The organism is Streptococcus sp. S5, from assembly GCF_034134805.1.
In the GTDB taxonomy this organism is placed as follows: domain Bacteria; phylum Bacillota; class Bacilli; order Lactobacillales; family Streptococcaceae; genus Streptococcus; species Streptococcus lingualis.
On sequence record NZ_CP139419.1, the window covers coordinates 120,162 to 140,439 of the forward strand.

The 20,278-nt window shown below is 40.4% G+C and carries 13 protein-coding genes, 20 tRNA genes and 3 rRNA genes; all 36 read right to left on the reverse strand.

All coding sequences use genetic code 11. The features are described from left to right. Position 1: 1 nt before the first annotated feature. A complete protein-coding gene (mreD, locus tag SM123_RS00650; protein WP_320909601.1) occupies positions 2–502 on the reverse strand; it encodes a rod shape-determining protein MreD in 501 nt (166 codons plus the stop codon). A gap of 1 nt (position 503) precedes the next feature. Beyond that, entirely contained in the window at positions 504–1,322 is an 819-nt protein-coding gene (mreC, locus tag SM123_RS00655; RefSeq protein ID WP_320909602.1) for a rod shape-determining protein MreC, read from the reverse strand. 62 nt (positions 1,323–1,384) lie between these two features. Then, positions 1,385–1,472: transfer RNA gene (locus SM123_RS00660), tRNA-Ser, on the reverse strand. Between the two features lie 4 nt (positions 1,473–1,476). Next, positions 1,477–1,550, reverse strand: a tRNA-Ile gene (locus SM123_RS00665). Between the two features lie 33 nt (positions 1,551–1,583). Then, positions 1,584–1,654: transfer RNA gene (locus SM123_RS00670), tRNA-Gly, on the reverse strand. A 16-nt stretch (positions 1,655–1,670) separates the two neighbouring features. Continuing rightward, a tRNA-Phe gene (locus SM123_RS00675) sits at positions 1,671–1,743 on the reverse strand. 3 nt (positions 1,744–1,746) lie between these two features. Next, positions 1,747–1,820: transfer RNA gene (locus SM123_RS00680), tRNA-Met, on the reverse strand. A gap of 9 nt (positions 1,821–1,829) precedes the next feature. Further along, positions 1,830–1,919, reverse strand: a tRNA-Ser gene (locus SM123_RS00685). 10 nt (positions 1,920–1,929) lie between these two features. After that, positions 1,930–2,003, reverse strand: a tRNA-Ile gene (locus SM123_RS00690). A gap of 16 nt (positions 2,004–2,019) precedes the next feature. After that, a tRNA-Met gene (locus SM123_RS00695) sits at positions 2,020–2,093 on the reverse strand. A gap of 6 nt (positions 2,094–2,099) precedes the next feature. Continuing rightward, positions 2,100–2,173: transfer RNA gene (locus tag SM123_RS00700), tRNA-Pro, on the reverse strand. 19 nt (positions 2,174–2,192) lie between these two features. Beyond that, a tRNA-Arg gene (locus SM123_RS00705) sits at positions 2,193–2,266 on the reverse strand. A gap of 36 nt (positions 2,267–2,302) precedes the next feature. Beyond that, positions 2,303–2,376: transfer RNA gene (locus SM123_RS00710), tRNA-Arg, on the reverse strand. Between the two features lie 19 nt (positions 2,377–2,395). Further along, a tRNA-Leu gene (locus SM123_RS00715) sits at positions 2,396–2,481 on the reverse strand. 7 nt (positions 2,482–2,488) lie between these two features. Further along, positions 2,489–2,560: transfer RNA gene (locus SM123_RS00720), tRNA-Gly, on the reverse strand. A 23-nt stretch (positions 2,561–2,583) separates the two neighbouring features. Beyond that, positions 2,584–2,656 (reverse strand) — tRNA-Thr (locus SM123_RS00725). Between the two features lie 17 nt (positions 2,657–2,673). Beyond that, positions 2,674–2,755, reverse strand: a tRNA-Leu gene (locus SM123_RS00730). Between the two features lie 6 nt (positions 2,756–2,761). Next, a tRNA-Lys gene (locus tag SM123_RS00735) sits at positions 2,762–2,834 on the reverse strand. Between the two features lie 24 nt (positions 2,835–2,858). After that, a tRNA-Asp gene (locus SM123_RS00740) sits at positions 2,859–2,931 on the reverse strand. 2 nt (positions 2,932–2,933) lie between these two features. Next, positions 2,934–3,006, reverse strand: a tRNA-Val gene (locus SM123_RS00745). A gap of 34 nt (positions 3,007–3,040) precedes the next feature. Next, positions 3,041–3,156: ribosomal RNA gene (rrf, locus tag SM123_RS00750) — 5S ribosomal RNA — on the reverse strand. Between the two features lie 79 nt (positions 3,157–3,235). Then, positions 3,236–6,137: ribosomal RNA gene (locus tag SM123_RS00755) — 23S ribosomal RNA — on the reverse strand. Between the two features lie 123 nt (positions 6,138–6,260). After that, positions 6,261–6,333 (reverse strand) — tRNA-Ala (locus SM123_RS00760). Between the two features lie 53 nt (positions 6,334–6,386). Further along, a 16S ribosomal RNA gene (locus tag SM123_RS00765) occupies positions 6,387–7,934 on the reverse strand. The 16S, 23S and 5S rRNA genes sit together here with 19 tRNA genes alongside, the layout of an rRNA operon. 243 nt (positions 7,935–8,177) lie before the next feature. After that, entirely contained in the window at positions 8,178–8,657 is a 480-nt protein-coding gene (locus tag SM123_RS00770; protein ID WP_003009261.1) for a sigma-70 family RNA polymerase sigma factor, read from the reverse strand. Between the two features lie 154 nt (positions 8,658–8,811). Beyond that, positions 8,812–8,883: transfer RNA gene (locus SM123_RS00775), tRNA-Glu, on the reverse strand. A gap of 92 nt (positions 8,884–8,975) precedes the next feature. Continuing rightward, positions 8,976–10,949 carry an ATP-dependent zinc metalloprotease FtsH gene (ftsH, locus tag SM123_RS00780; RefSeq protein WP_320909603.1) on the reverse strand — a complete coding sequence of 658 codons (1,974 nt, stop codon included), beginning with the start codon at positions 10,947–10,949 and terminating at the stop codon, positions 8,976–8,978. A 10-nt stretch (positions 10,950–10,959) separates the two neighbouring features. Further along, the gene (hpt, locus tag SM123_RS00785) at positions 10,960–11,502 is read right to left on the reverse strand and encodes a hypoxanthine phosphoribosyltransferase (RefSeq protein ID WP_003018402.1); all 543 of its coding nucleotides are present in this window, start codon (positions 11,500–11,502) and stop codon (positions 10,960–10,962) included. A gap of 4 nt (positions 11,503–11,506) precedes the next feature. After that, positions 11,507–12,781 (reverse strand): tRNA lysidine(34) synthetase TilS, encoded by a 1,275-nt coding sequence (tilS, locus tag SM123_RS00790; RefSeq protein WP_320909604.1) that lies wholly within the window; start codon positions 12,779–12,781, stop codon positions 11,507–11,509. Then, entirely contained in the window at positions 12,781–14,067 is a 1,287-nt protein-coding gene (locus SM123_RS00795; RefSeq protein WP_037608183.1) for a serine hydrolase, read from the reverse strand. Before SM123_RS00795 ends, tilS begins: the two co-directional genes overlap by 1 nt. Further along, positions 14,039–14,167: an SP_0009 family protein gene (locus SM123_RS00800; protein ID WP_003009253.1), complete on the reverse strand. Its 129-nt coding sequence runs from the start codon at positions 14,165–14,167 to the stop codon at positions 14,039–14,041. The genes SM123_RS00795 and SM123_RS00800 overlap by 29 nt, the downstream gene beginning before the upstream one ends. Before the next feature lie 3 nt (positions 14,168–14,170). Continuing rightward, positions 14,171–14,539 carry an FtsB family cell division protein gene (locus SM123_RS00805; RefSeq protein ID WP_003009251.1) on the reverse strand — a complete coding sequence of 123 codons (369 nt, stop codon included), beginning with the start codon at positions 14,537–14,539 and terminating at the stop codon, positions 14,171–14,173. Continuing rightward, the gene (locus SM123_RS00810) at positions 14,532–14,798 is read right to left on the reverse strand and encodes an RNA-binding S4 domain-containing protein (RefSeq protein ID WP_003002258.1); all 267 of its coding nucleotides are present in this window, start codon (positions 14,796–14,798) and stop codon (positions 14,532–14,534) included. The genes SM123_RS00805 and SM123_RS00810 overlap by 8 nt, the downstream gene beginning before the upstream one ends. A gap of 68 nt (positions 14,799–14,866) precedes the next feature. Then, positions 14,867–18,361, reverse strand: coding sequence for a transcription-repair coupling factor (gene mfd / locus SM123_RS00815; RefSeq protein WP_320909606.1), 3,495 nt, complete (start codon positions 18,359–18,361; stop codon positions 14,867–14,869). A gap of 4 nt (positions 18,362–18,365) precedes the next feature. After that, complete coding sequence (pth, locus tag SM123_RS00820; RefSeq protein ID WP_003009246.1) at positions 18,366–18,935, reverse strand: aminoacyl-tRNA hydrolase; 570 nt, start codon at positions 18,933–18,935, stop codon at positions 18,366–18,368. A 68-nt stretch (positions 18,936–19,003) separates the two neighbouring features. Then, positions 19,004–20,119 carry a redox-regulated ATPase YchF gene (ychF, locus tag SM123_RS00825; protein WP_003010773.1) on the reverse strand — a complete coding sequence of 372 codons (1,116 nt, stop codon included), beginning with the start codon at positions 20,117–20,119 and terminating at the stop codon, positions 19,004–19,006. Positions 20,120–20,278 lie beyond the last annotated feature (159 nt).

Genomic DNA, 20,278 nt, shown 5'->3' on the forward strand with positions numbered 1-20,278 from the left:
TTTATAAATAAATCTTTTCAAGTAAAGGCTGTAATACGATCATTAGAAGCATATTCAAAATTAAACTAGGCGCAATTTGATGGATAATGAGAGTAATCCATTTGAATTTTATACCAACAAAAATAACCAGAAGAAGATTGGTTGAAACCTGAAATATTAGAATCGTTAATAAAAATGTAAAAAAACGAGTCAATCGATTGACCAAAATAATCTGATTACACCGATAAAAAATCACCTGTAAGAAAGGGAAGACTAGGAAGGCAATTCCTATAGTGCGTAAAAAATACACATCAAAACAAAAACCAAAGAGGATTCCCAACCAAATACTAGCTATCTCCGAGAAATAGAGACTCAGTAACATAAAACCATATAGAAATAAAAATGAAGTAGGTTCAAAGGAGCTTGGACTGAAACGAGAAATAAGAAAAGAGATTTGCCCATCAACAAATAAAGATATTAACAAGAATAAAGGGAAAAAATGGTACTTACGTATGACTTTCACACTACTCTCCAATCAATAGTACATAACGATTGACATCTAAATTAGCCTTTGGTTTCACACGAATTTCTTGCCCTAACTGATCAGATACCTTTTGAGTAGAAGTCACAGTCCCAAGAGGTAAGTCACTACTCTTGTATTTTCCTAAGCCACTTGTTGAAACGAGTGTTCCTTTTTTAATTTCAATTGGATCTCCAATTTGCAACAACCGAAACTCACCTGTCTTCTCTTCATAACCATTTAATAAAGCAAAAATAGATTGACCTTGACTCTCAATTTTAAACGTCAGGTGTTGTGAAGAAATAGTATCTTCAACTAATAATTTCACTTTGCTAGAATTTTTCTCTATACTTTCTACCACACCAATGACGCCACCAGACGAAAGAACAAACATAGAATCAGAAATTCCATCTGAACTACCTTTATCAATAACAAATTCCTGATCCCACGAACCATAATTACGGTCAATAATCTCACTAACGACTTGTTTAGAACCCGATACAGAATTCTTGATTGACATCAAATCCTTTAATTCTCTATTTTCTGATTCCAAACGGTTAAGTTTTGACTGGTCAATATCCTTTTGATAAAGACGTGATTTTAACGAACGGTTTTCATCATTTAATTCAGATAAATTCTTTAAATCCTTTGCCTTAGATTCCACAACAACAAATGGTACCGATACTGCCTTATCAACAATAGCTAATATATCAGAAAATTTTAAAACAATCGAAGTTCTAACAGATGGAAAAAGAAATAAAATTCCTGAAACAGTTAAAACAAACACAAAACTAAAAATTTTAAAGAATCGATTCAAGAACATAGACAAAACCTTCAAAAATATAAAAAATAGTTTGAGATGACATCTCAAACTTCGAAATTATACGGAGAATGGGGGATTCGAACCCCCGCGCCAGTTACCCGACCTAACGATTTAGCAAACCGTCCTCTTCAGCCTCTTGAGTAATTCTCCAAAATGGGCACGAGTGGACTCGAACCACCGACCTCACGCTTATCAGGCGTGCGCTCTAACCACCTGAGCTACGCGCCCAAGTTAAAAACTTGGTAATGAACCTATGTTCAAAGCGGGTGACGAGAATCGAACTCGCGACAACAGCTTGGAAGGCTGTAGTTTTACCACTAAACTACACCCGCTTATTATTAAAAGAAATGGCGCGAGACGGAATCGAACCGCCGACACATGGAGCTTCAATCCATTGCTCTACCAACTGAGCTACCGAGCCAAATTGCGGGAGCAGGATTTGAACCTACGACCTTCGGGTTATGAGCCCGACGAGCTACCGAGCTGCTCCATCCCGCGTTAATATTAAGGAGGATGTGGGATTCGAACCCACGCACGCTTTTACACGCCTGACGGTTTTCAAGACCGTTCCCTTCAGCCGGACTTGGGTAATCCTCCAAGATAATAATGGACCTTGTAGGACTTGAACCTACGACCACTCGGTTATGAGCCGAGAGCTCTAACCAGCTGAGCTAAAGGTCCAACAAGATCAACAATATAGCGGCGAAGGGGATCGAACCCCCGACCTCCCGGGTATGAACCGGACGCTCTAGCCAGCTGAGCTACACCGCCATAATATCGGGAAGACAGGATTCGAACCTGCGACACCTTGGTCCCAAACCAAGTACTCTACCAAGCTGAGCTACTTCCCGATCTAAAGCTACCGCTTTATGCACCCTAGAGGAGTCGAACCTCTAACCGCCTGATTCGTAGTCAGGTACTCTATCCAGTTGAGCTAAGGGTGCTCATTCCTATTCAATTATTACATAGCCTTGCGACCATGCACCCTAGAGGAGTCGAACCTCTAACCGCCTGATTCGTAGTCAGGTACTCTATCCAGTTGAGCTAAGGGTGCTTCTTTCAACCTTTGTCTATGCCGAGGACCGGAATCGAACCGGTACGATCGTTACCAATCGCAGGATTTTAAGTCCTGTGCGTCTGCCAGTTCCGCCACCCCGGCCTCCTCAAGCGAACGACGGGATTCGAACCCGCGACCCCCACCTTGGCAAGGTGGTGTTCTACCACTGAACTACGTTCGCATTACTTTCTTTATATAAAAAAATGCCGGCTACATGACTTGAACACGCGACCCTCTGATTACAAATCAGATGCTCTACCAACTGAGCTAAGCCGGCTCATTATTATTCTCTTATGCGGGTTAAGGGACTTGAACCCCCACGCCGTAAAGCGCCAGATCCTAAATCTGGTGCGTCTGCCAATTCCGCCAAACCCGCAAAATATGACCCGTACTGGGCTCGAACCAGTGACCCATTGATTAAAAGTCAATTGCTCTACCAACTGAGCTAACGAGTCTTAAAATAATTTTCATTATTTTAACGGTCCCGACGGGAATCGAACCCGCGATCTTCGCCGTGACAGGGCGACGTGATAACCGCTACACTACGGGACCTATGGGAGTTAACGGGATCGAACCGCTGACCCTCTGCTTGTAAGGCAGATGCTCTCCCAGCTGAGCTAAACTCCCAAATGAGCCTAGTATCTACTAGGCTCAATCTCTTGCTAAGCGACTACCTTATCTCACAGGGGGCAACCCCCAACTACTTCCGGCGTTCTAGGGCTTAACTGCTGTGTTCGGCATGGGTACAGGTGTATCTCCTAGGCTATCGTCACTTAACTCTGAATGATTAAACATTCAAAATTGAACATCTATATTCTAACAAGTTAACCTTTCGTTGTCAATATCTTCTGACTCTTTGGATAAGTCCTCGAGCTATTAGTATTAGTCCGCTCCATTGCTCACACAACTTCCACTCCTAACCTATCTACCTGATCTTCTCTCAGGGCTCTTACTGATATAAAATCATGGGAAATCTCATCTTGAGGTGGGTTTCACACTTAGATGCTTTCAGCGTTTATCCCTTCCCTACATAGCTACCCAGCGATGCCTCTGGCGAGACAACTGGTACACCAGCGGTAAGTCCACTCTGGTCCTCTCGTACTAGGAGCAGATCCTCTCAAATTTCCTACGCCCGCGACGGATAGGGACCGAACTGTCTCACGACGTTCTGAACCCAGCTCGCGTGCCGCTTTAATGGGCGAACAGCCCAACCCTTGGGACCGACTACAGCCCCAGGATGCGACGAGCCGACATCGAGGTGCCAAACCTCCCCGTCGATGTGAACTCTTGGGGGAGATAAGCCTGTTATCCCCAGGGTAGCTTTTATCCGTTGAGCGATGGCCCTTCCATACGGAACCACCGGATCACTAAGCCCGACTTTCGTCCCTGCTCGAGTTGTAGCTCTCGCAGTCAAGCTCCCTTATACCTTTACACTCTGCGAATGATTTCCAACCATTCTGAGGGAACCTTTGGGCGCCTCCGTTACCTTTTAGGAGGCGACCGCCCCAGTCAAACTGCCCGTCAGACACTGTCTCCGTAGATGATGAACCTACCGGGTTAGAGTGGCCATAACACAAGGGTAGTATCCCAACAACGCCTCCATCGAAACTGGCGTCCCGATCTCAATGGCTCCTACCTATCCTGTACATGTGGCACAGACACTCAATATCAAACTGCAGTAAAGCTCCATGGGGTCTTTCCGTCCTGTCGCGGGTAACCTGCATCTTCACAGGTACTAAAATTTCACCGAGTCTCTCGTTGAGACAGTGCCCAAATCATTACGCCTTTCGTGCGGGTCGGAACTTACCCGACAAGGAATTTCGCTACCTTAGGACCGTTATAGTTACGGCCGCCGTTTACTGGGGCTTCAATTCATACCTTCGCGTTACCGCTAAGCACTCCTCTTAACCTTCCAGCACCGGGCAGGCGTCACCCCCTATACATCATCTTACGATTTAGCAGAGAGCTGTGTTTTTGATAAACAGTTGCTTGGGCCTATTCACTGCGGCTGACTTTAAGCCAGCACCCCTTCTCCCGAAGTTACGGGGTCATTTTGCCGAGTTCCTTAACGAGAGTTCTCTCGCTCACCTGAGGCTACTCGCCTCGACTACCTGTGTCGGTTTGCGGTACGGGTAGAGTATGATTAACGCTAGAAGCTTTTCTTGGCAGTGTGACGTCACTAACTTCGCTACTAAACTTCGCTCCCCATCACAGCTCAATGTTATAGAATTAAGCATTTAACTCAATTCACACCTCACTGCTTAGACGTGCACTTCCAGTCGCACGCTTTAGTTAGCCTACTGCGTCCCTCCTTCACTACATACTCTAGTACAGGAATATCAACCTGTTGTCCATCGGATACACCTTTCGGTCTCTCCTTAGGTCCCGACTAACCCAGGGCGGACGAGCCTTCCCCTGGAAACCTTAGTCTTACGGTGGACAGGATTCTCACCTGTCTTTCGCTACTCATACCGGCATTCTCACTTCTATGCGTTCCAGCGCTCCTCACGGTACACCTTCTCCACACATAGAACGCTCTCCTACCATACCTATAAAGGTATCCACAGCTTCGGTAAATTGTTTTAGCCCCGGTACATTTTCGGCGCAGGGTCACTCGACTAGTGAGCTATTACGCACTCTTTGAATGAATAGCTGCTTCTAAGCTAACATCCTAGTTGTCTGTGCAACCCCACATCCTTTTCCACTTAACAATTATTTTGGGACCTTAGCTGGTGGTCTGGGCTGTTTCCCTTTCGACTACGGATCTTAGCACTCGCAGTCTGACTGCCGACCATAATTCATTGGCATTCGGAGTTTATCTGAGATTGGTAATCCGGGATGGACCCCTCACCCAAACAGTGCTCTACCTCCAAGAATCTTAATGTCGACGCTAGCCCTAAAGCTATTTCGGAGAGAACCAGCTATCTCCAAGTTCGTTTGGAATTTCTCCGCTACCCACAAGTCATCCAAGCACTTTTCAACGTGCCCTGGTTCGGTCCTCCAGTGAGTTTTACCTCACCTTCAACCTGCTCATGGGTAGGTCACATGGTTTCGGGTCTACGACATAATACTAAGACGCCCTATTCAGACTCGGTTTCCCTACGGCTCCGTCTCTTCAACTTAACCTCGCATCATATCGTAACTCGCCGGTTCATTCTACAAAAGGCACGCTCTCACCCATTAACGGGCTCGAACTTGTTGTAGGCACACGGTTTCAGGTTCTATTTCACTCCCCTCCCGGGGTGCTTTTCACCTTTCCCTCACGGTACTGGTTCACTATCGGTCACTAGAGAGTATTTAGGGTTGGGAGATGGTCCTCCCAGATTCCGACGGGATTTCTCGTGTCCCGCCGTACTCAGGATACTGCTAGGTATAAAGACTATTTCAAATACGAGGCTCTTACTCTCTTTGGCTGACCTTCCCATGTCATTCTTCTATAATCTTTAAGTCCACATTGCAGTCCTACAACCCCGAAGAGTAAACTCTTCGGTTTGCCCTCCTGCCGTTTCGCTCGCCGCTACTCAGGCAATCGCTTTTGCTTTCTCTTCCTGCAGCTACTTAGATGTTTCAGTTCACTGCGTCTTCCTCTACCTATCCTTAACAGATAGGAGTACTAGCCATCAGCTAGTGGGTTCCCCCATTCGGACATCTCTGGATCGTCGCTTACTTACAGCTCCCCAAAGCATTTCGTCGTTTGTCACGTCCTTCTTCGGCTTCTAGTGCCAAGGCATCCACCGTGCGCCCTTATTAACTTAACCTTATTTTTGGTCTTGCGACCTAAACTCTTTAAATATTTACAGCGTTTCGGTTTATTTTCTTGTTACTATTTGATATAGATATTCAATTTTCAATGTTCAATCTTAACACCCTTACAGTGTTAATGGAGCCTAGCGGGATCGAACCGCTGACCTCCTGCGTGCAAAGCAGGCGCTCTCCCAGCTGAGCTAAGGCCCCACAAGACCTCTCAAAACTAAACAAGACCAACGTACAGGTTTCCATTTCCTTAGAAAGGAGGTGATCCAGCCGCACCTTCCGATACGGCTACCTTGTTACGACTTCACCCCAATCATCTATCCCACCTTAGGCGGCTGGCTCCAAATGGTTACCTCACCGACTTCGGGTGTTACAAACTCTCGTGGTGTGACGGGCGGTGTGTACAAGGCCCGGGAACGTATTCACCGCGGCGTGCTGATCCGCGATTACTAGCGATTCCGACTTCATGTAGGCGAGTTGCAGCCTACAATCCGAACTGAGACTGGCTTTAAGAGATTAGCTTGCCGTCACCGACTCGCGACTCGTTGTACCAGCCATTGTAGCACGTGTGTAGCCCAGGTCATAAGGGGCATGATGATTTGACGTCATCCCCACCTTCCTCCGGTTTATTACCGGCAGTCTCGCTAGAGTGCCCAACTGAATGATGGCAACTAACAATAGGGGTTGCGCTCGTTGCGGGACTTAACCCAACATCTCACGACACGAGCTGACGACAACCATGCACCACCTGTCACCTCTGTCCCGAAGGAAAACTCTATCTCTAGAGCGGTCAGAGGGATGTCAAGACCTGGTAAGGTTCTTCGCGTTGCTTCGAATTAAACCACATGCTCCACCGCTTGTGCGGGCCCCCGTCAATTCCTTTGAGTTTCAACCTTGCGGTCGTACTCCCCAGGCGGAGTGCTTAATGCGTTAGCTGCGGCACTGAGTCCCGGAAAGGACCCAACACCTAGCACTCATCGTTTACGGCGTGGACTACCAGGGTATCTAATCCTGTTTGCTCCCCACGCTTTCGAGCCTCAGCGTCAGTTACAGACCAGAGAGCCGCTTTCGCCACCGGTGTTCCTCCATATATCTACGCATTTCACCGCTACACATGGAATTCCACTCTCCCCTTCTGCACTCAAGTTAAACAGTTTCCAAAGCGTACTATGGTTAAGCCACAGCCTTTAACTTCAGACTTATCTAACCGCCTGCGCTCGCTTTACGCCCAATAAATCCGGATAACGCTCGGGACCTACGTATTACCGCGGCTGCTGGCACGTAGTTAGCCGTCCCTTTCTGGTAAGTTACCGTCACAGTGTGAACTTTCCACTCTCACACTCGTTCTTCTCTTACAACAGAGCTTTACGATCCGAAAACCTTCTTCACTCACGCGGCGTTGCTCGGTCAGGGTTGCCCCCATTGCCGAAGATTCCCTACTGCTGCCTCCCGTAGGAGTCTGGGCCGTGTCTCAGTCCCAGTGTGGCCGATCACCCTCTCAGGTCGGCTATGTATCGTCGCCTTGGTGAGCCGTTACCTCACCAACTAGCTAATACAACGCAGGTCCATCTCTTAGTGATGCAATTGCACCTTTCAAATCAATATCATGCGATATCGACTTTTATGCGGTATTAGCTATCGTTTCCAATAGTTATCCCCCGCTAAGAGGCAGGTTACCTACGCGTTACTCACCCGTTCGCAACTCATCCGCTCGGTGCAAGCACCAAGCTTCAGCGTTCTACTTGCATGTATTAGGCACGCCGCCAGCGTTCATCCTGAGCCAGGATCAAACTCTCATTAAAATAATTGTTTGTCTTAAACTCATTCTGTCACTGACAGATTTATTGTTTTTTTATTGTTCAGTTACTATAACCTTAGTTATAGCGCCCTGCACATTGGTTCGTCTTGTTCAGTTTTCAAAGGTCTTTGTCGCTCTCGCGCGACAACTATATTAGTATATCATGACCTACCCTTACTGTCAATACTTTTTTCCAAAAAATTTTATTTTTTTGAAAGTTCATTTATTCACTGTCAACTTTCAGTTTTTAAATTGAATTTTTAAAGTCCTTTAAATAGTTCTCTAATTTCTTTTTCATTTTTGTTTTTCCTAGACATCTTCTGTTTGCTAGTAATGCTTCATATTGTTCTTTTTCTTTTACGGTTAATTTTTCTTTAAAACGTTTTAATGCATCTCTCAGAACAACCAGCTCATCTAAATATATTTTTCTTGATGAAATTCTGTGACTAATTTCTCCAATTTCAATATATGGAAGTCTATTAATTTTTCTTTTATCACTTTCCTGTTGTCTTATTTTATCTTTAATATGATTTCTAAATTTTGTTTTGAAATATGTATAAAGTAATTCTTCATTTGTTTCAATTTCAGGATTTTTTTGATAAAGTTCAAAGAGTGTTAGCTGTCCTTCTTGTTCCCAATCATCCTTTTCCCATAATTGAATATAATATTCTTTTTCACATTTTCTTACGATATATTTTACTTTTTGATACATTTTATTAAATTCCATAAGCTCTCCTTTACTTTTATCTGTATTTTATAAAAATAAAGAAGCCCATTGGACTTTTTTTCTATTCTGCACGTTTTTTTAACTATTTGGTTATTATTTTTAGCTATTTTGTCCAAATACACAAAAAAACTGCCACTTGGTGACAGTTTATCGATAGTCCGTACGGGATTCGAACCCGTGTTACCGCCGTGAAAAGGCGGTGTCTTAACCCCTTGACCAACGGACCATTTTTACAACATATTCTATTATACAGAATATTTTTACTCTGTCAACACTTTTTTTAATAAAAAAAGAAGGAAATATTTTCCTTCTTTTGAATTAGTTATTTTCTTCTAATTTTGACTTAATTTCATCATATGATAGAGGTTTTGCTTCTTCTTCTAATTCATGCTCTGAATTTTCAGGCATTTTTCCTGTTTCATATAATGATTTAATTTGAACACTATCCAAGGTTTCATATTTTAATAGAGCTTCCGCAATTAGTTTATGCGTTTCTCTATTTCCTTGAATAATTTCTGCCGCTTTATTACGGGCTTCATTCAACAAACCACGAACTTCTTCATCAATTTCGTAAGCTGTTTGTTCTGAAATCATTTTTTGTGGGCTTTGAACACCAAACATCGCATGATTTCCTTCATATTGGACCGGTCCAAGTTTTTCACTCATACCATATTCTGTTACCATTGCACGCGCCATTTGGGTAGCTTGTTCAAAGTCATTTGAAGCACCCGTTGTTTGCGAATTGAAAATAATTTCTTCGGCAACACGTCCTCCCATGAGCCCAGCTAATTGTTCTTTCATATCTTCTTTAGAAAGTAACATTTGATCTTCTTTAGGAAGGGCAATCATGTAACCGCCTGCACGACCACGTGGAACAATCGTAACTTTATGAACTACACGAGCATTTGATAAGACCAGACCAACGATTGTATGACCAGCTTCGTGATAAGCAACCATTTCACGTTCTTTTTGTGAAATCGTCCGATCTTTCTTAGATGGACCTGCAATAACACGATCTTCTGCTTCATCAATGTCAGCAGCATCAATTACTTTTTTATTTCGACGAGCTGCAACCAAGGCTGCTTCGTTCAAAACATTTTCGAGATCAGCTCCGACAAATCCTGGTGTTTGTTGAGCAACCAATTTCAAGTCCACATCTGGAGCGAGTGGTTTGTTCTTAGCATGAACACGAAGAATCGCTTCACGACCTTTCACATCTGGTCGCCCGACCAAAACTTTACGGTCAAAACGGCCCGGACGAAGAAGGGCAGGGTCAAGGACATCCGAACGGTTAGTTGCTGCGATAACAATGATTCCTTCGTTACCTTCAAAACCATCCATCTCAATCAAGAGCTGGTTGAGGGTTTGTTCACGTTCATCATTTCCACCACCAAGACCTACACCACGTTGGCGCCCAACAGCATCAATTTCATCGATAAAGATAATGGCTGGTGCTGCTTTTTTAGCATCTTCAAAAAGTGAACGAACCCGGCTAGCACCGACTCCGACAAACATTTCGACGAAGTCAGAACCAGAGATACTAAAGAATGGTACTCCAGCTTCACCAGCTACTGCTTTTGCTAAAAGGGTTTTACCAGTTCCGGGAGGGCCCTCAAGAAGCACACCTGCTGGGATTCTTGCACCCAATTTAGTAAAGCGTTTTGGATCTTTTAAAAATTCAACAACTTCAACAAGTTCTTGTTTTTCTTCTTCAGCTCCTGCTACATCTGAAAAACGAACTTTAATATCTTCTTTATTAGCAGCGCGGGCTTTATTACGACCAAAGTTCATTGCACCTCTGGCACCTCCGCCACCGCCTTGGTTCATCATTGAGAAGAAGAAGAACATGACGATAACAAATGGAACAATTGAAGTCAGAATGGTTATCCACATGCCACTTGAGCTCTCACGCTTGATGGTGATTTCTGCTTTGTGGTCAGCTGCTAATTTTTGTAATTCATTGACGGTGATATCAGATGGAAGGATGACACTAGTAAAGCGAGATACTTTTTGAACACTTGGGGTAAAAAATTGAATTCCTGTATCATCTTTTGATTCTTTAGCTTTATTATAGGTCCCTGCAATTTCAATCACACTACCATTTGGTTGGTAACTGATCGTTTTTACATTGTCATTTTTAATTTCTTTGACCAATTCTGTGTAGTTGATTTGCTGACTTTGACCAACCCCATTACCCGCAAAAAAGTACTGGAATCCTGTCACAGCCGCTACAATAATCAACAAATACAGAAATGGATTTCGAACAAAACCGTTATTTTTTCTGTTATTCATCTAGTCTCCTCTATTTTGAGTACACTTCCTCTTTTAATACACCAACATAGGGTAGGTTACGATAATTTTCATCATAGTCTAAACCATATCCTACAACAAACTCATTTGGAATCGTAAAGCAGGTATAATCTGCTTCAATCTCAACCAAACGTCCTTCAGGTTTATCCAGTAAGGTAGCAATCTTCACAGATGCTGCATTTCGTTCTTCAAAGAGTTCTTTTAGACTCTTGAGGGTTTTACCTGTATCGATAATATCTTCTACAAATAAAATATCTCTACCAGTAATATCTTGGTCGATATCCTTGATAATATTAATGATACCTGAGCTTGCTGTACCACCATGATAACTTGAAACCAGCATAAAATCCAATTCAATATGTGTATCCACGTGGTTGATCAACTCTGCCATAAATGGAACAGAGCCTTTCAAAATTCCAACAAAAATTGGATTTTTTCCTTGGTACTCTTTTGTTAGGGTTTCACCCAATTTCTTTGCTGCTTCTACAATTTCATCATGTGAAACCAATACTTTTTTTATATCTTTTTCTAACATGTTTTTACCTATCTATTTTTTGAATATAAAGACTATCTTTCATTATACCACTTTTTGAGAGCTTACTCAAATCACTCGTTACCAATCCCACTACAGAAAGAATATTATGATTTTGTTCTATAATGAGAGCCTTTTGCCGAAGAGAAATTGGAATTTTATGGTTGATAAACCACCGTCTTAATTTTTGATGGTGGCCATTAACAAGTAGCTGATCTCCTTCCTTTCTCCTTCTAATTAAGATGGGAGTTTCGCGTGAAACAGAAAGAATTTCTACATTTTCCCCTACTAATGGTTGTCCAAAAGATAGTTTATAATTTGCAATTTCAAAGATATTCCCAAATTCTAACAAAAATGGGAGGGATTGGTCATCCGACTTTTGACTGATTTTTTGTATTTCAAAGAAATCATATTCTTGATGTAGTTCATAATTCGACTTTAAATAATGGACGCAATTTCTTTTTTTTCGCAGTAAATTTAATAATTCTTGAAACTGTACCCTACCAAGTTGCAAATCTGGAAATTGTGCCAGATACTCTTCTAATAAGAATGATTGTATAGAATGAGAATACGTTCTAAAAGAAGCTAAATCTTGAATGGTTAACTCGCTAGTCAATTCTTTCAGTGCTTGGTGCCAATGAGTCACTTCCTCTGCTAAATAACGAAGACTTACTTGCATTTGAGGATTTTCTTTTTCAAATTCAGGAAGGTATTGATGGCGTACACGATTTCGAAAATAGTCCTGTGAGTCATTGCTACTGTCTTCAAAGTGAGGGATTTCCATCAACTCATCTTTGGTAAAAGTTAACAAAGGACGAATTAACTCACCCTTGCCAAATGGTTGGCGTACAGGAATGCCACTTAAATAGCGTAATTTTGTTCCTCGTACCAAGCGCATGAAAGTTGTTTCAGCCTGATCGTTTGCATGATGACCTGTTACTAAAGCGGTGCAATCCTCTTTTTCCATAATCTGTTTAAAAAAATCATAACGAAAGGTACGAGCTTTTGCTTCTGTAAAATCACCCAAATAGTGAGCCACATAGATACGTGTATCTCGCCTATCAGCTAGCGTTCGAAGTTCACTTTCTTCTAAATCTGATTCTGGTCTTTGTCCATGATTGACATGAGCGAGTACCAGATGGATTTTCAATCGTTCTTTATTCTTATATAAAAGTTCATACAGATTCATTGAATCCAATCCACCAGATAAGGCAACCAAAACACGGCGATGGGGAGTAAATAGATCTTGTTTTTCACAAAACTCTAAAAATCGCTTTTCCATTATTTCAATACCTCATAGATATCTTTTGAAATGTTGGAAATCGTATCATAATTCGAATGATCTGTAAAAATGGCTATTACATAGGGTGAATTTGTATATACAATCGCAACATCATGTCTAAAATCATAGGCATCTCCAATTTTATGAGCAACTTTTACTGGAAGGTCACGCGCAATCCGTTGATCGTCATATTTTGTAGAGGAGAGTGCATCAATAATAGGGCCATTTTGTTGATAGACAGCCTCCATGACATTGCCAGCCATTTCAGCGGATGCTTCTCTTTTTTCAACATCCCAATGTTTCTTTGCAATTTTATCCAAAGTTTTTTGGAAGTCTTGATCTGATTGATGAGTGACATAATAATTCAAGATATTATGTCCAACATTATCTGATTCTTTTGCAATCTTATCTACCAACTCTTGAACACTGTATTCTTTTCCATCGGGTGTTTTTGAAAGGCTACCACTTCCTTCTGGTTCATAGCCACCTTTGAAATCATTGACTTCTGGAATATATTTGTAGGTTGTAGTTGGAGAAATGGCTTTTTTATTGAGCTGTTCTTGGACGTAGTACAAGTATGGTAATTTCGTTACACTGGCAGAATACATTTCTTTTTGCGGATTGATTCCAGCAGTATTTCCAGTCTCTAATTGTTTTACATAGATTCCATATGAAGGAGAATTGTATTTACTATTTAACAAGTCCTGAACTTTTTCCATTCGATTATCTTTTTCAGTAACGAATGATTTGTTCACCCAGCCCTGACCTTCAATCTCCACAAACTCATCTCGTAAAGTCTTAGCTGTACGTAAGACTGTCACTTTTGTATAAGGAGAAAGAGGTGTATTTTTTTCTTTTGCACCATTTATTAAGGGTCGGTCATACACTTTAAAACCAGGTTTTAGCCACATGTCTTGTTTTTTTTCTTGTGTTTCTTGTACAACATCAGAAAAAATGACAGAAGAATCTGCTAATACATATCCTTTATCTGCTATTTTAAATACAGCTTTCCCTTCATCATTTACAAAGAGTTGTTCGATTGTAAACGGTGTGTTGGGAAGAATTTCTCCTTTTGCTTTTTTCAACTGAGGATCAGAAAAAACAGAAATTTTGCGATAGACATTCGGGTTCGCCGGAATTGAAGAAAAATAAAGTTCTGATGGATGAGCCATTGTCTGAGAAGACTCAGACTGCTCGACACTCGCTGCTTGAGACCCAATAAATAAAATTGGAACTAACAATAGGAGCAGAAATCGTTTAGACACCTGTATTCCTTTCCTTTTCATCCTTTTGAAGTTTAATCATTTGGTTTTTCTTTTTTAATTCCTCTAATTTTTCATCCGAAAATTCAAGAAATTGTTTAACTGTTTGTAAGATATTTTCCATCGGTTATTGGGGGAGTAAATCTGGGATGGTATAAACATATTCACCATCTTTTGAAAAAGAATACTTAGCGCGTGCATATTTTGTTGCATAATCATCGTCTTTTAATTTTTTAGCGATGTCTTGTTGGTATTCTTTTTGTTCACTTGTTTCTTTATACTCTTTTTCCAACTGTTTGTATTGTTCTTTTTTATCTTGTAGCGATTGATAGCTCTGAGCTAAATTATAAGTTGGAAGAATAAATAGTAACATGACCAATATCAAGACGAGTCCCAGAAAACGATTGCGTTTTTTTCTTTCTTCTTCTAAAAAACGTTTTCGCTGACTTTCGTCTTTGATATATTTATTATTCATTTGAACGATATTTTTAGGCATCTTCTTCTATCCTTGTTTCACTAATTATTTCATACATTTTGGATGCATCTTCTTTTTTTGTACTATCCAACATTTCCAAGACTTTAACCGTCAATACTTTATTTCCAAAACGAACTTCAATTTGATCATTCACTTTCAAATCCGTTGAACTTTTGGCTAATACTCCATTGACTTTGATTCGCCCTTTATCTGCAACTTCCTTTGCAACAGGACGACGCTTAATAATGCGAGAAACTTTTAAATATTTATCTAATCTCATACTGTCACCTCTAACATAGTATTGTATCATTTTTTATACATAAAATGCGAAAAATGAGCTAAGAACTGCTAGTCCTCTTCTTTTTCCTGTTTAATTTCCAATAAGGTTTGACCAAATTGCTTCAGAGCTTCTAAAATTTCAAAATCTTTCTTGTTTCGAATATCGAAGATCACCTCAATCAATCCTTTTTCTTCTGCAATCTGTGCCTTCAACTGTGTCATGGACAGAGCTTTGAAATAATTCTGTGTTAAAAACAGTTGTTTGGCAATAGGTTCAAATTTCACTGTCACTTTTTGTTGTTTTCTCTCAACAAGACGGACAAATACTTGATCCAAGTAAGCTTTCACTAAACCAATTTCTAGTAGGTAGGCCACAACATCTGGGTATTCTCCAAAACGATCGATCAATTCATCTTGCAAGTACTCATAGTCTGTCGCAGAATTCATTTCACGAATTTGTTTGTAAATTTCAATTTTTTGACGTTGATCTGAAATATATTCATTAGGTAAATACGCATCTATTTGAAGGTTCAACTCTGCATTGCTCTTTTGCCTACGATGCTCTTGGCCTTGTTTCTTAGCAATAGCTTCTTCTAACAATTGAGAATACATTTCAAAACCAACTGAATCGATAAAACCAGATTGAGAAGCTCCAAGGATATTCCCTGCTCCACGGATTGATAAATCTCGCATAGCAATTTTAAATCCAGAACCCAACTCAGTAAAACCTTTAATAGCTTCTAAACGTTTTTCAGACACTTCTGTAAGAGATTTGTCTGGACGATACATCAAATAAGCATAAGCAATTCGATTGCTTCGTCCCACACGACCTCTTAGTTGATAAAGCGTTGAAAGCCCCATATGATCCGCATTTTCAATAAAGAGTGTATTGGCATTTGGAATATCCACACCTGTCTCAATAATGGTTGTCGTCACTAAGACATCGTATTCGCCATTAATGAAATCCAACAGGGTATTTTCTAAGCGAACTTCACTCATCTGACCATGAACAAAGCCAATCGAAGCCTCTGGAATCAACTCTTTTAATTCAGACACCTTTTGTTCAATTGTATCTACCTTGTTGTAAAGATAGTACACTTGACCTCCACGATCCATCTCCCGCAACACAGCATCTCGAATAATGGTTGGATTGGTCTCTAATACAAAAGTTTGCACAGGATACCGATTGGTCGGAGGTGTTTCGATGACAGACAAATCTCGAATTCCTAGCATAGACATATGAAGAGTTCGAGGTATAGGGGTAGCTGTCAAGGTAAGCACATCCACCTTTTTTTTCAATTCTTTCAAGGTTTCTTTGTGCTTCACTCCAAAACGTTGTTCTTCATCAATCAAGATTAAGCCTAAGTCTGAAAAAACAACATCTTTGGACAAGAGCCGGTGAGTTCCAATAATAATATCCACTCGTCCTTTTTTCAACTTTTCAAGCGTTTCTTTCTGCTCTGCCTTACTCTGGAAACGACTTAAAACAGCAACCTCTACTGCAAAAGATTCAAAACGCTCCTTAAAATTGGCATAATGTTGTTGGGCAAGAACAGTGGTAGGAACCAGCACTGCTACTTGTTTATGATCATTTACTGCCTTAAAGGCTGCTCGCATAGCGACCTCTGTTTTCCCAAAACCGACGTCTCCAACCAGCAATCGATCCATCGGACGATTCGATTCCATATCTTTTTTAATTTCTTCAATGGAACGTAATTGATCATCTGTTTCAATATATGGAAAATCTTGTTCAAAAGCCTCTTGGTTTTCATCATCTTTGGAATAGGCAAAGCCTTCTAATTGACTACGCTCCGCATAAAGTTTTATCAAATCATCCGCAATGTCCTCCACCTGGGTCTGAACCTTTTGCTTCGTTTTTTGGAAACGCCCATCATTTAACTTGTTAATTTTTGGCGTTTTTCCATCACTTGCAACGTATTTGGACAACATCTGAATCTGATCGACAGGAATCGAGATGCGATCTCCATTTTGATATTGAATTGAAACATAATCACGATGGACACCCGAAATTTCAATCGTTTCAATTCCCAAATATTGACCAATACCATGAACTTGGTGAACAACATAGTCCCCTTTTTCCAGTTCATTATAATTTTTTAAGCGTTCTGCATTGGAAATATTTTGCCTGCGAATCTTTCGTTTGATCTTTTTCTGATAAATCTCTGATTCTGTAATGTAGACAATTTTTTCATCAACAAATTGAAAACCGTGAGCTAATCCTCCAACGACTAATTGACTAGCTTGAGGAATGATCGTATCCCCATCAATATAATCTAATCGAATCCCATACTCTTCTAAATTTTTATGGAGCTGTTGAAGATTGTGATGAGAAGTTGCTTGGACAATAACAGTATAGTTTGATTTTCGATACCGTTCAATTTCCTCTTTTAGTAAATCAAATTGTCCAAAAAACTCCTGCATGGGATATTGATTGAATTGATACAAATGATCAAACTTCAGATTTCCCAATCCTTTTTGAAAGTTTGAAAAATAAGTTGCAGGCGTATATTTTCGTAATGTTGTACTGGTGTCTGCAAAATACACTTGGCGAGAAGAAGCTCTATTTTTATGTAAATCTTCCGTCAAGAGATTAGCTGTATCTAGTTCAAATCTCGCTATTTGATCTGCTATTTTTTGATAATCATCCAGAAAGACTGGAGTATGTTTAGGGAGATAATCGAATAGGGTATATTGCTTCTCGTAAAAGAAACTAATAAATTTTCTAAGATCCGGATGGAGTTTCCTTTGAGAAATATCTCCCAGAATTTCTGCTAGATAAGATTTAAATTCTTCATTTGCACTCTGTTCTTGCAATTGTTCTATTTGCTGCTGACCACGTATAAAATCTTCCTCTTGCAACAATAGATCACTCACTGCCTTCAGTTGAACTTCTTCAACATTTTCAACAGAACGCTGACTTTCTGGGTCAAAGATTCGGATTCCATCAATCTCATCTCCGAAAAATTCAATCCGATAGGGTTGGAGTTGGTCGATCTCAAAGATATCTAAAATATCTCCTCGTAGACTAAACTCTCCCTGTTGCAAAACTTGGCTCACCTTTTGGTAGCCAATCTTCTGTAATGTTTCACTCAGAGTAGTTAAGTCTATTTCTTGACCGACCTTCAATTGAAAAATGCTAGATGCAAAAACTTTAGGAGAAGGTAATAGTAGTTTTATACCACTCACATTGGTCACAAGGATGCCTTGACGATCCTCTTGACATAAAAAGTTCAAAGCCTCTAATCGTGAAAATTGCCTTTCTTGTGAAGCAAAAACAAATTCTGCTAAAGGGTTATCATCTCCCAAAAATGTATGGACTTTCTCTTCTCCAAGTAAAGCAATAAAATCACTAGCCAATCGTTCTGCTTCGTTATAACTGGAAGTAATGAGGACTGCTTTTTCAATAGAATCAAAGGCTGAAGCCATTACAATAGCCTTTGTGGTCGCAGACAATCCTAAGATCAATTCCCTATTATTTTTTTGCAAACCTTGTTGCCAGGATAGAAAGTTGGAGTTTTGACTCACTAAATCAATTACATTCATCTACTTACCCGTTGTATTTCTGCATGCTTCTTTCAAAATTTTCTTCTACCAAGTAATCGTTAACCGCTTCTTCTACTCGATCAATTGTTTGTAGAATAGTGATGTAATCGTCTTTATCAAATTTTCCTAAGACATGATGAACAACTGACATGCCCTGCTTAGGTCTTCCAATTCCAATCTTAATTCGATAAAAAGTCTGAGTTCCAATATGATTAATAATCGATTTGATTCCGTTATGACCTCCAGCTGATCCTTTAGCTCGAAGACGAATCTTGCCAACTTCCATATCTAAATCATCGTAAATAACCAAAAGATCTTCAATATCCAGACCATAATAAGTCAGAAGGGCATGGACTGCTTTTCCACTCTCATTCATGAAAGTGGTCGGCTTTACAAAATAGACCTTTTCGCCATTTAAAAATGTTGAGGCAATATCAGCTTGAAAAATCTTATCATGGGAGAAAGTAAGATTTAAAGACTTTGCCATTTGATCAACTAACATAAAGCCTACATTGTGTTTCGTTTCAAAATACTTATCACCTGGATTTCCCAATCCAACAATTAATTTCGTCATCTCTTTCCTTTCAAAACACTAAAAGGGTTGGAAATATTTTTTCCAACCTTTACATTTTTTTAACTCTCTTATACATTAAAACGGAATTCCATGATGTCCCCGTCTTGGACAACATATTCTTTTCCTTCTTCGCGCAAGCGTCCTGCTTCTTTTACAGCCTTTTCAGAACCGTATTTAACTAAATCATCATAGGACATGGTCACGGCACGAATAAATCCTTTTTCAAAATCAGAGTGGATGATTCCAGCAGCTTGAGGAGCTTTCATGCCACGTTTGAAGGTCCAAGCACGCACTTCTTTTTCACCAGCTGTGAAATAAGTGCCAAGTCCCAACAAGTGGTAAGCTGCACGCGTGAGTTTATCAACTCCAGACTCTGTTAGGCCAATCGCCTCTAAAAATTCTTGTTTATCTGCATCATCTAGCTCAGAAATTTCTTCCTCAGCACGCGCAGAAATCACCACGACTTCCGCATTCTCTGTTGCCGCAAAGTCACGAATTTGCTTCACATACTCGATAGAATCTGGATCTGCAACAACATCTTCATCCACATTGGCTACATAAAGAACTGGTTTGGTAGTCAAAAGGAAAAGTCCCTTCACCACTTTTTGTTCTTCCTCAGTGAATTCAATGGTCCGAGCTGATTTACCATCTTCAAGAACTGGTTTGATTTTTTGTAGAACATTAAATTCCGCAACAGAATCCTTATCTTTTTGTGTACGAGCGATTTTTTCTACACGCGCATAGCGTTTATTGACAGACTCTAAGTCGGCTAAAATTAATTCTAAATTGATGGTATCAATATCTGCCAGTGGATCAACAAAGGCATCTTCACGACCTTGCTCCCGCATGACATTTTCATCATCAAAAGCACGCACTACATGGACAATGGCATCTACTTCACGGATATTGGCCAAGAATTTATTACCAAGTCCTTCCCCTTTAGAAGCTCCTTTCACAATCCCAGCAATATCTGTAAATTCAAAAGTAGTCGGAACTGTCTTCTTAGGAGTAATCATTTCCGTCAATTTTTGGAGGCGTTCATCTGGAACTTCTACCATCCCGACGTTTGGATCAATGGTTGCAAAGGGATAGTTTGCGGCCTCTGCTCCTGCTTTTGTAATTGCGTTAAATAGGGTTGATTTGCCAACATTTGGTAAGCCAACGATACCTGCTGTTAATGCCATTTTTCTTTTTTCTCCGTTCAAATTTCAATCTCTTTTATTATAACATAATTCAAAAGACAAGTAATGAAAAATAAAATATTTCATGACCTTTGAAACTAGATTTTTTCATCAAACTGTAACGTTCTAAAAAGATAAATATGGTATACTCTATTTAACAAT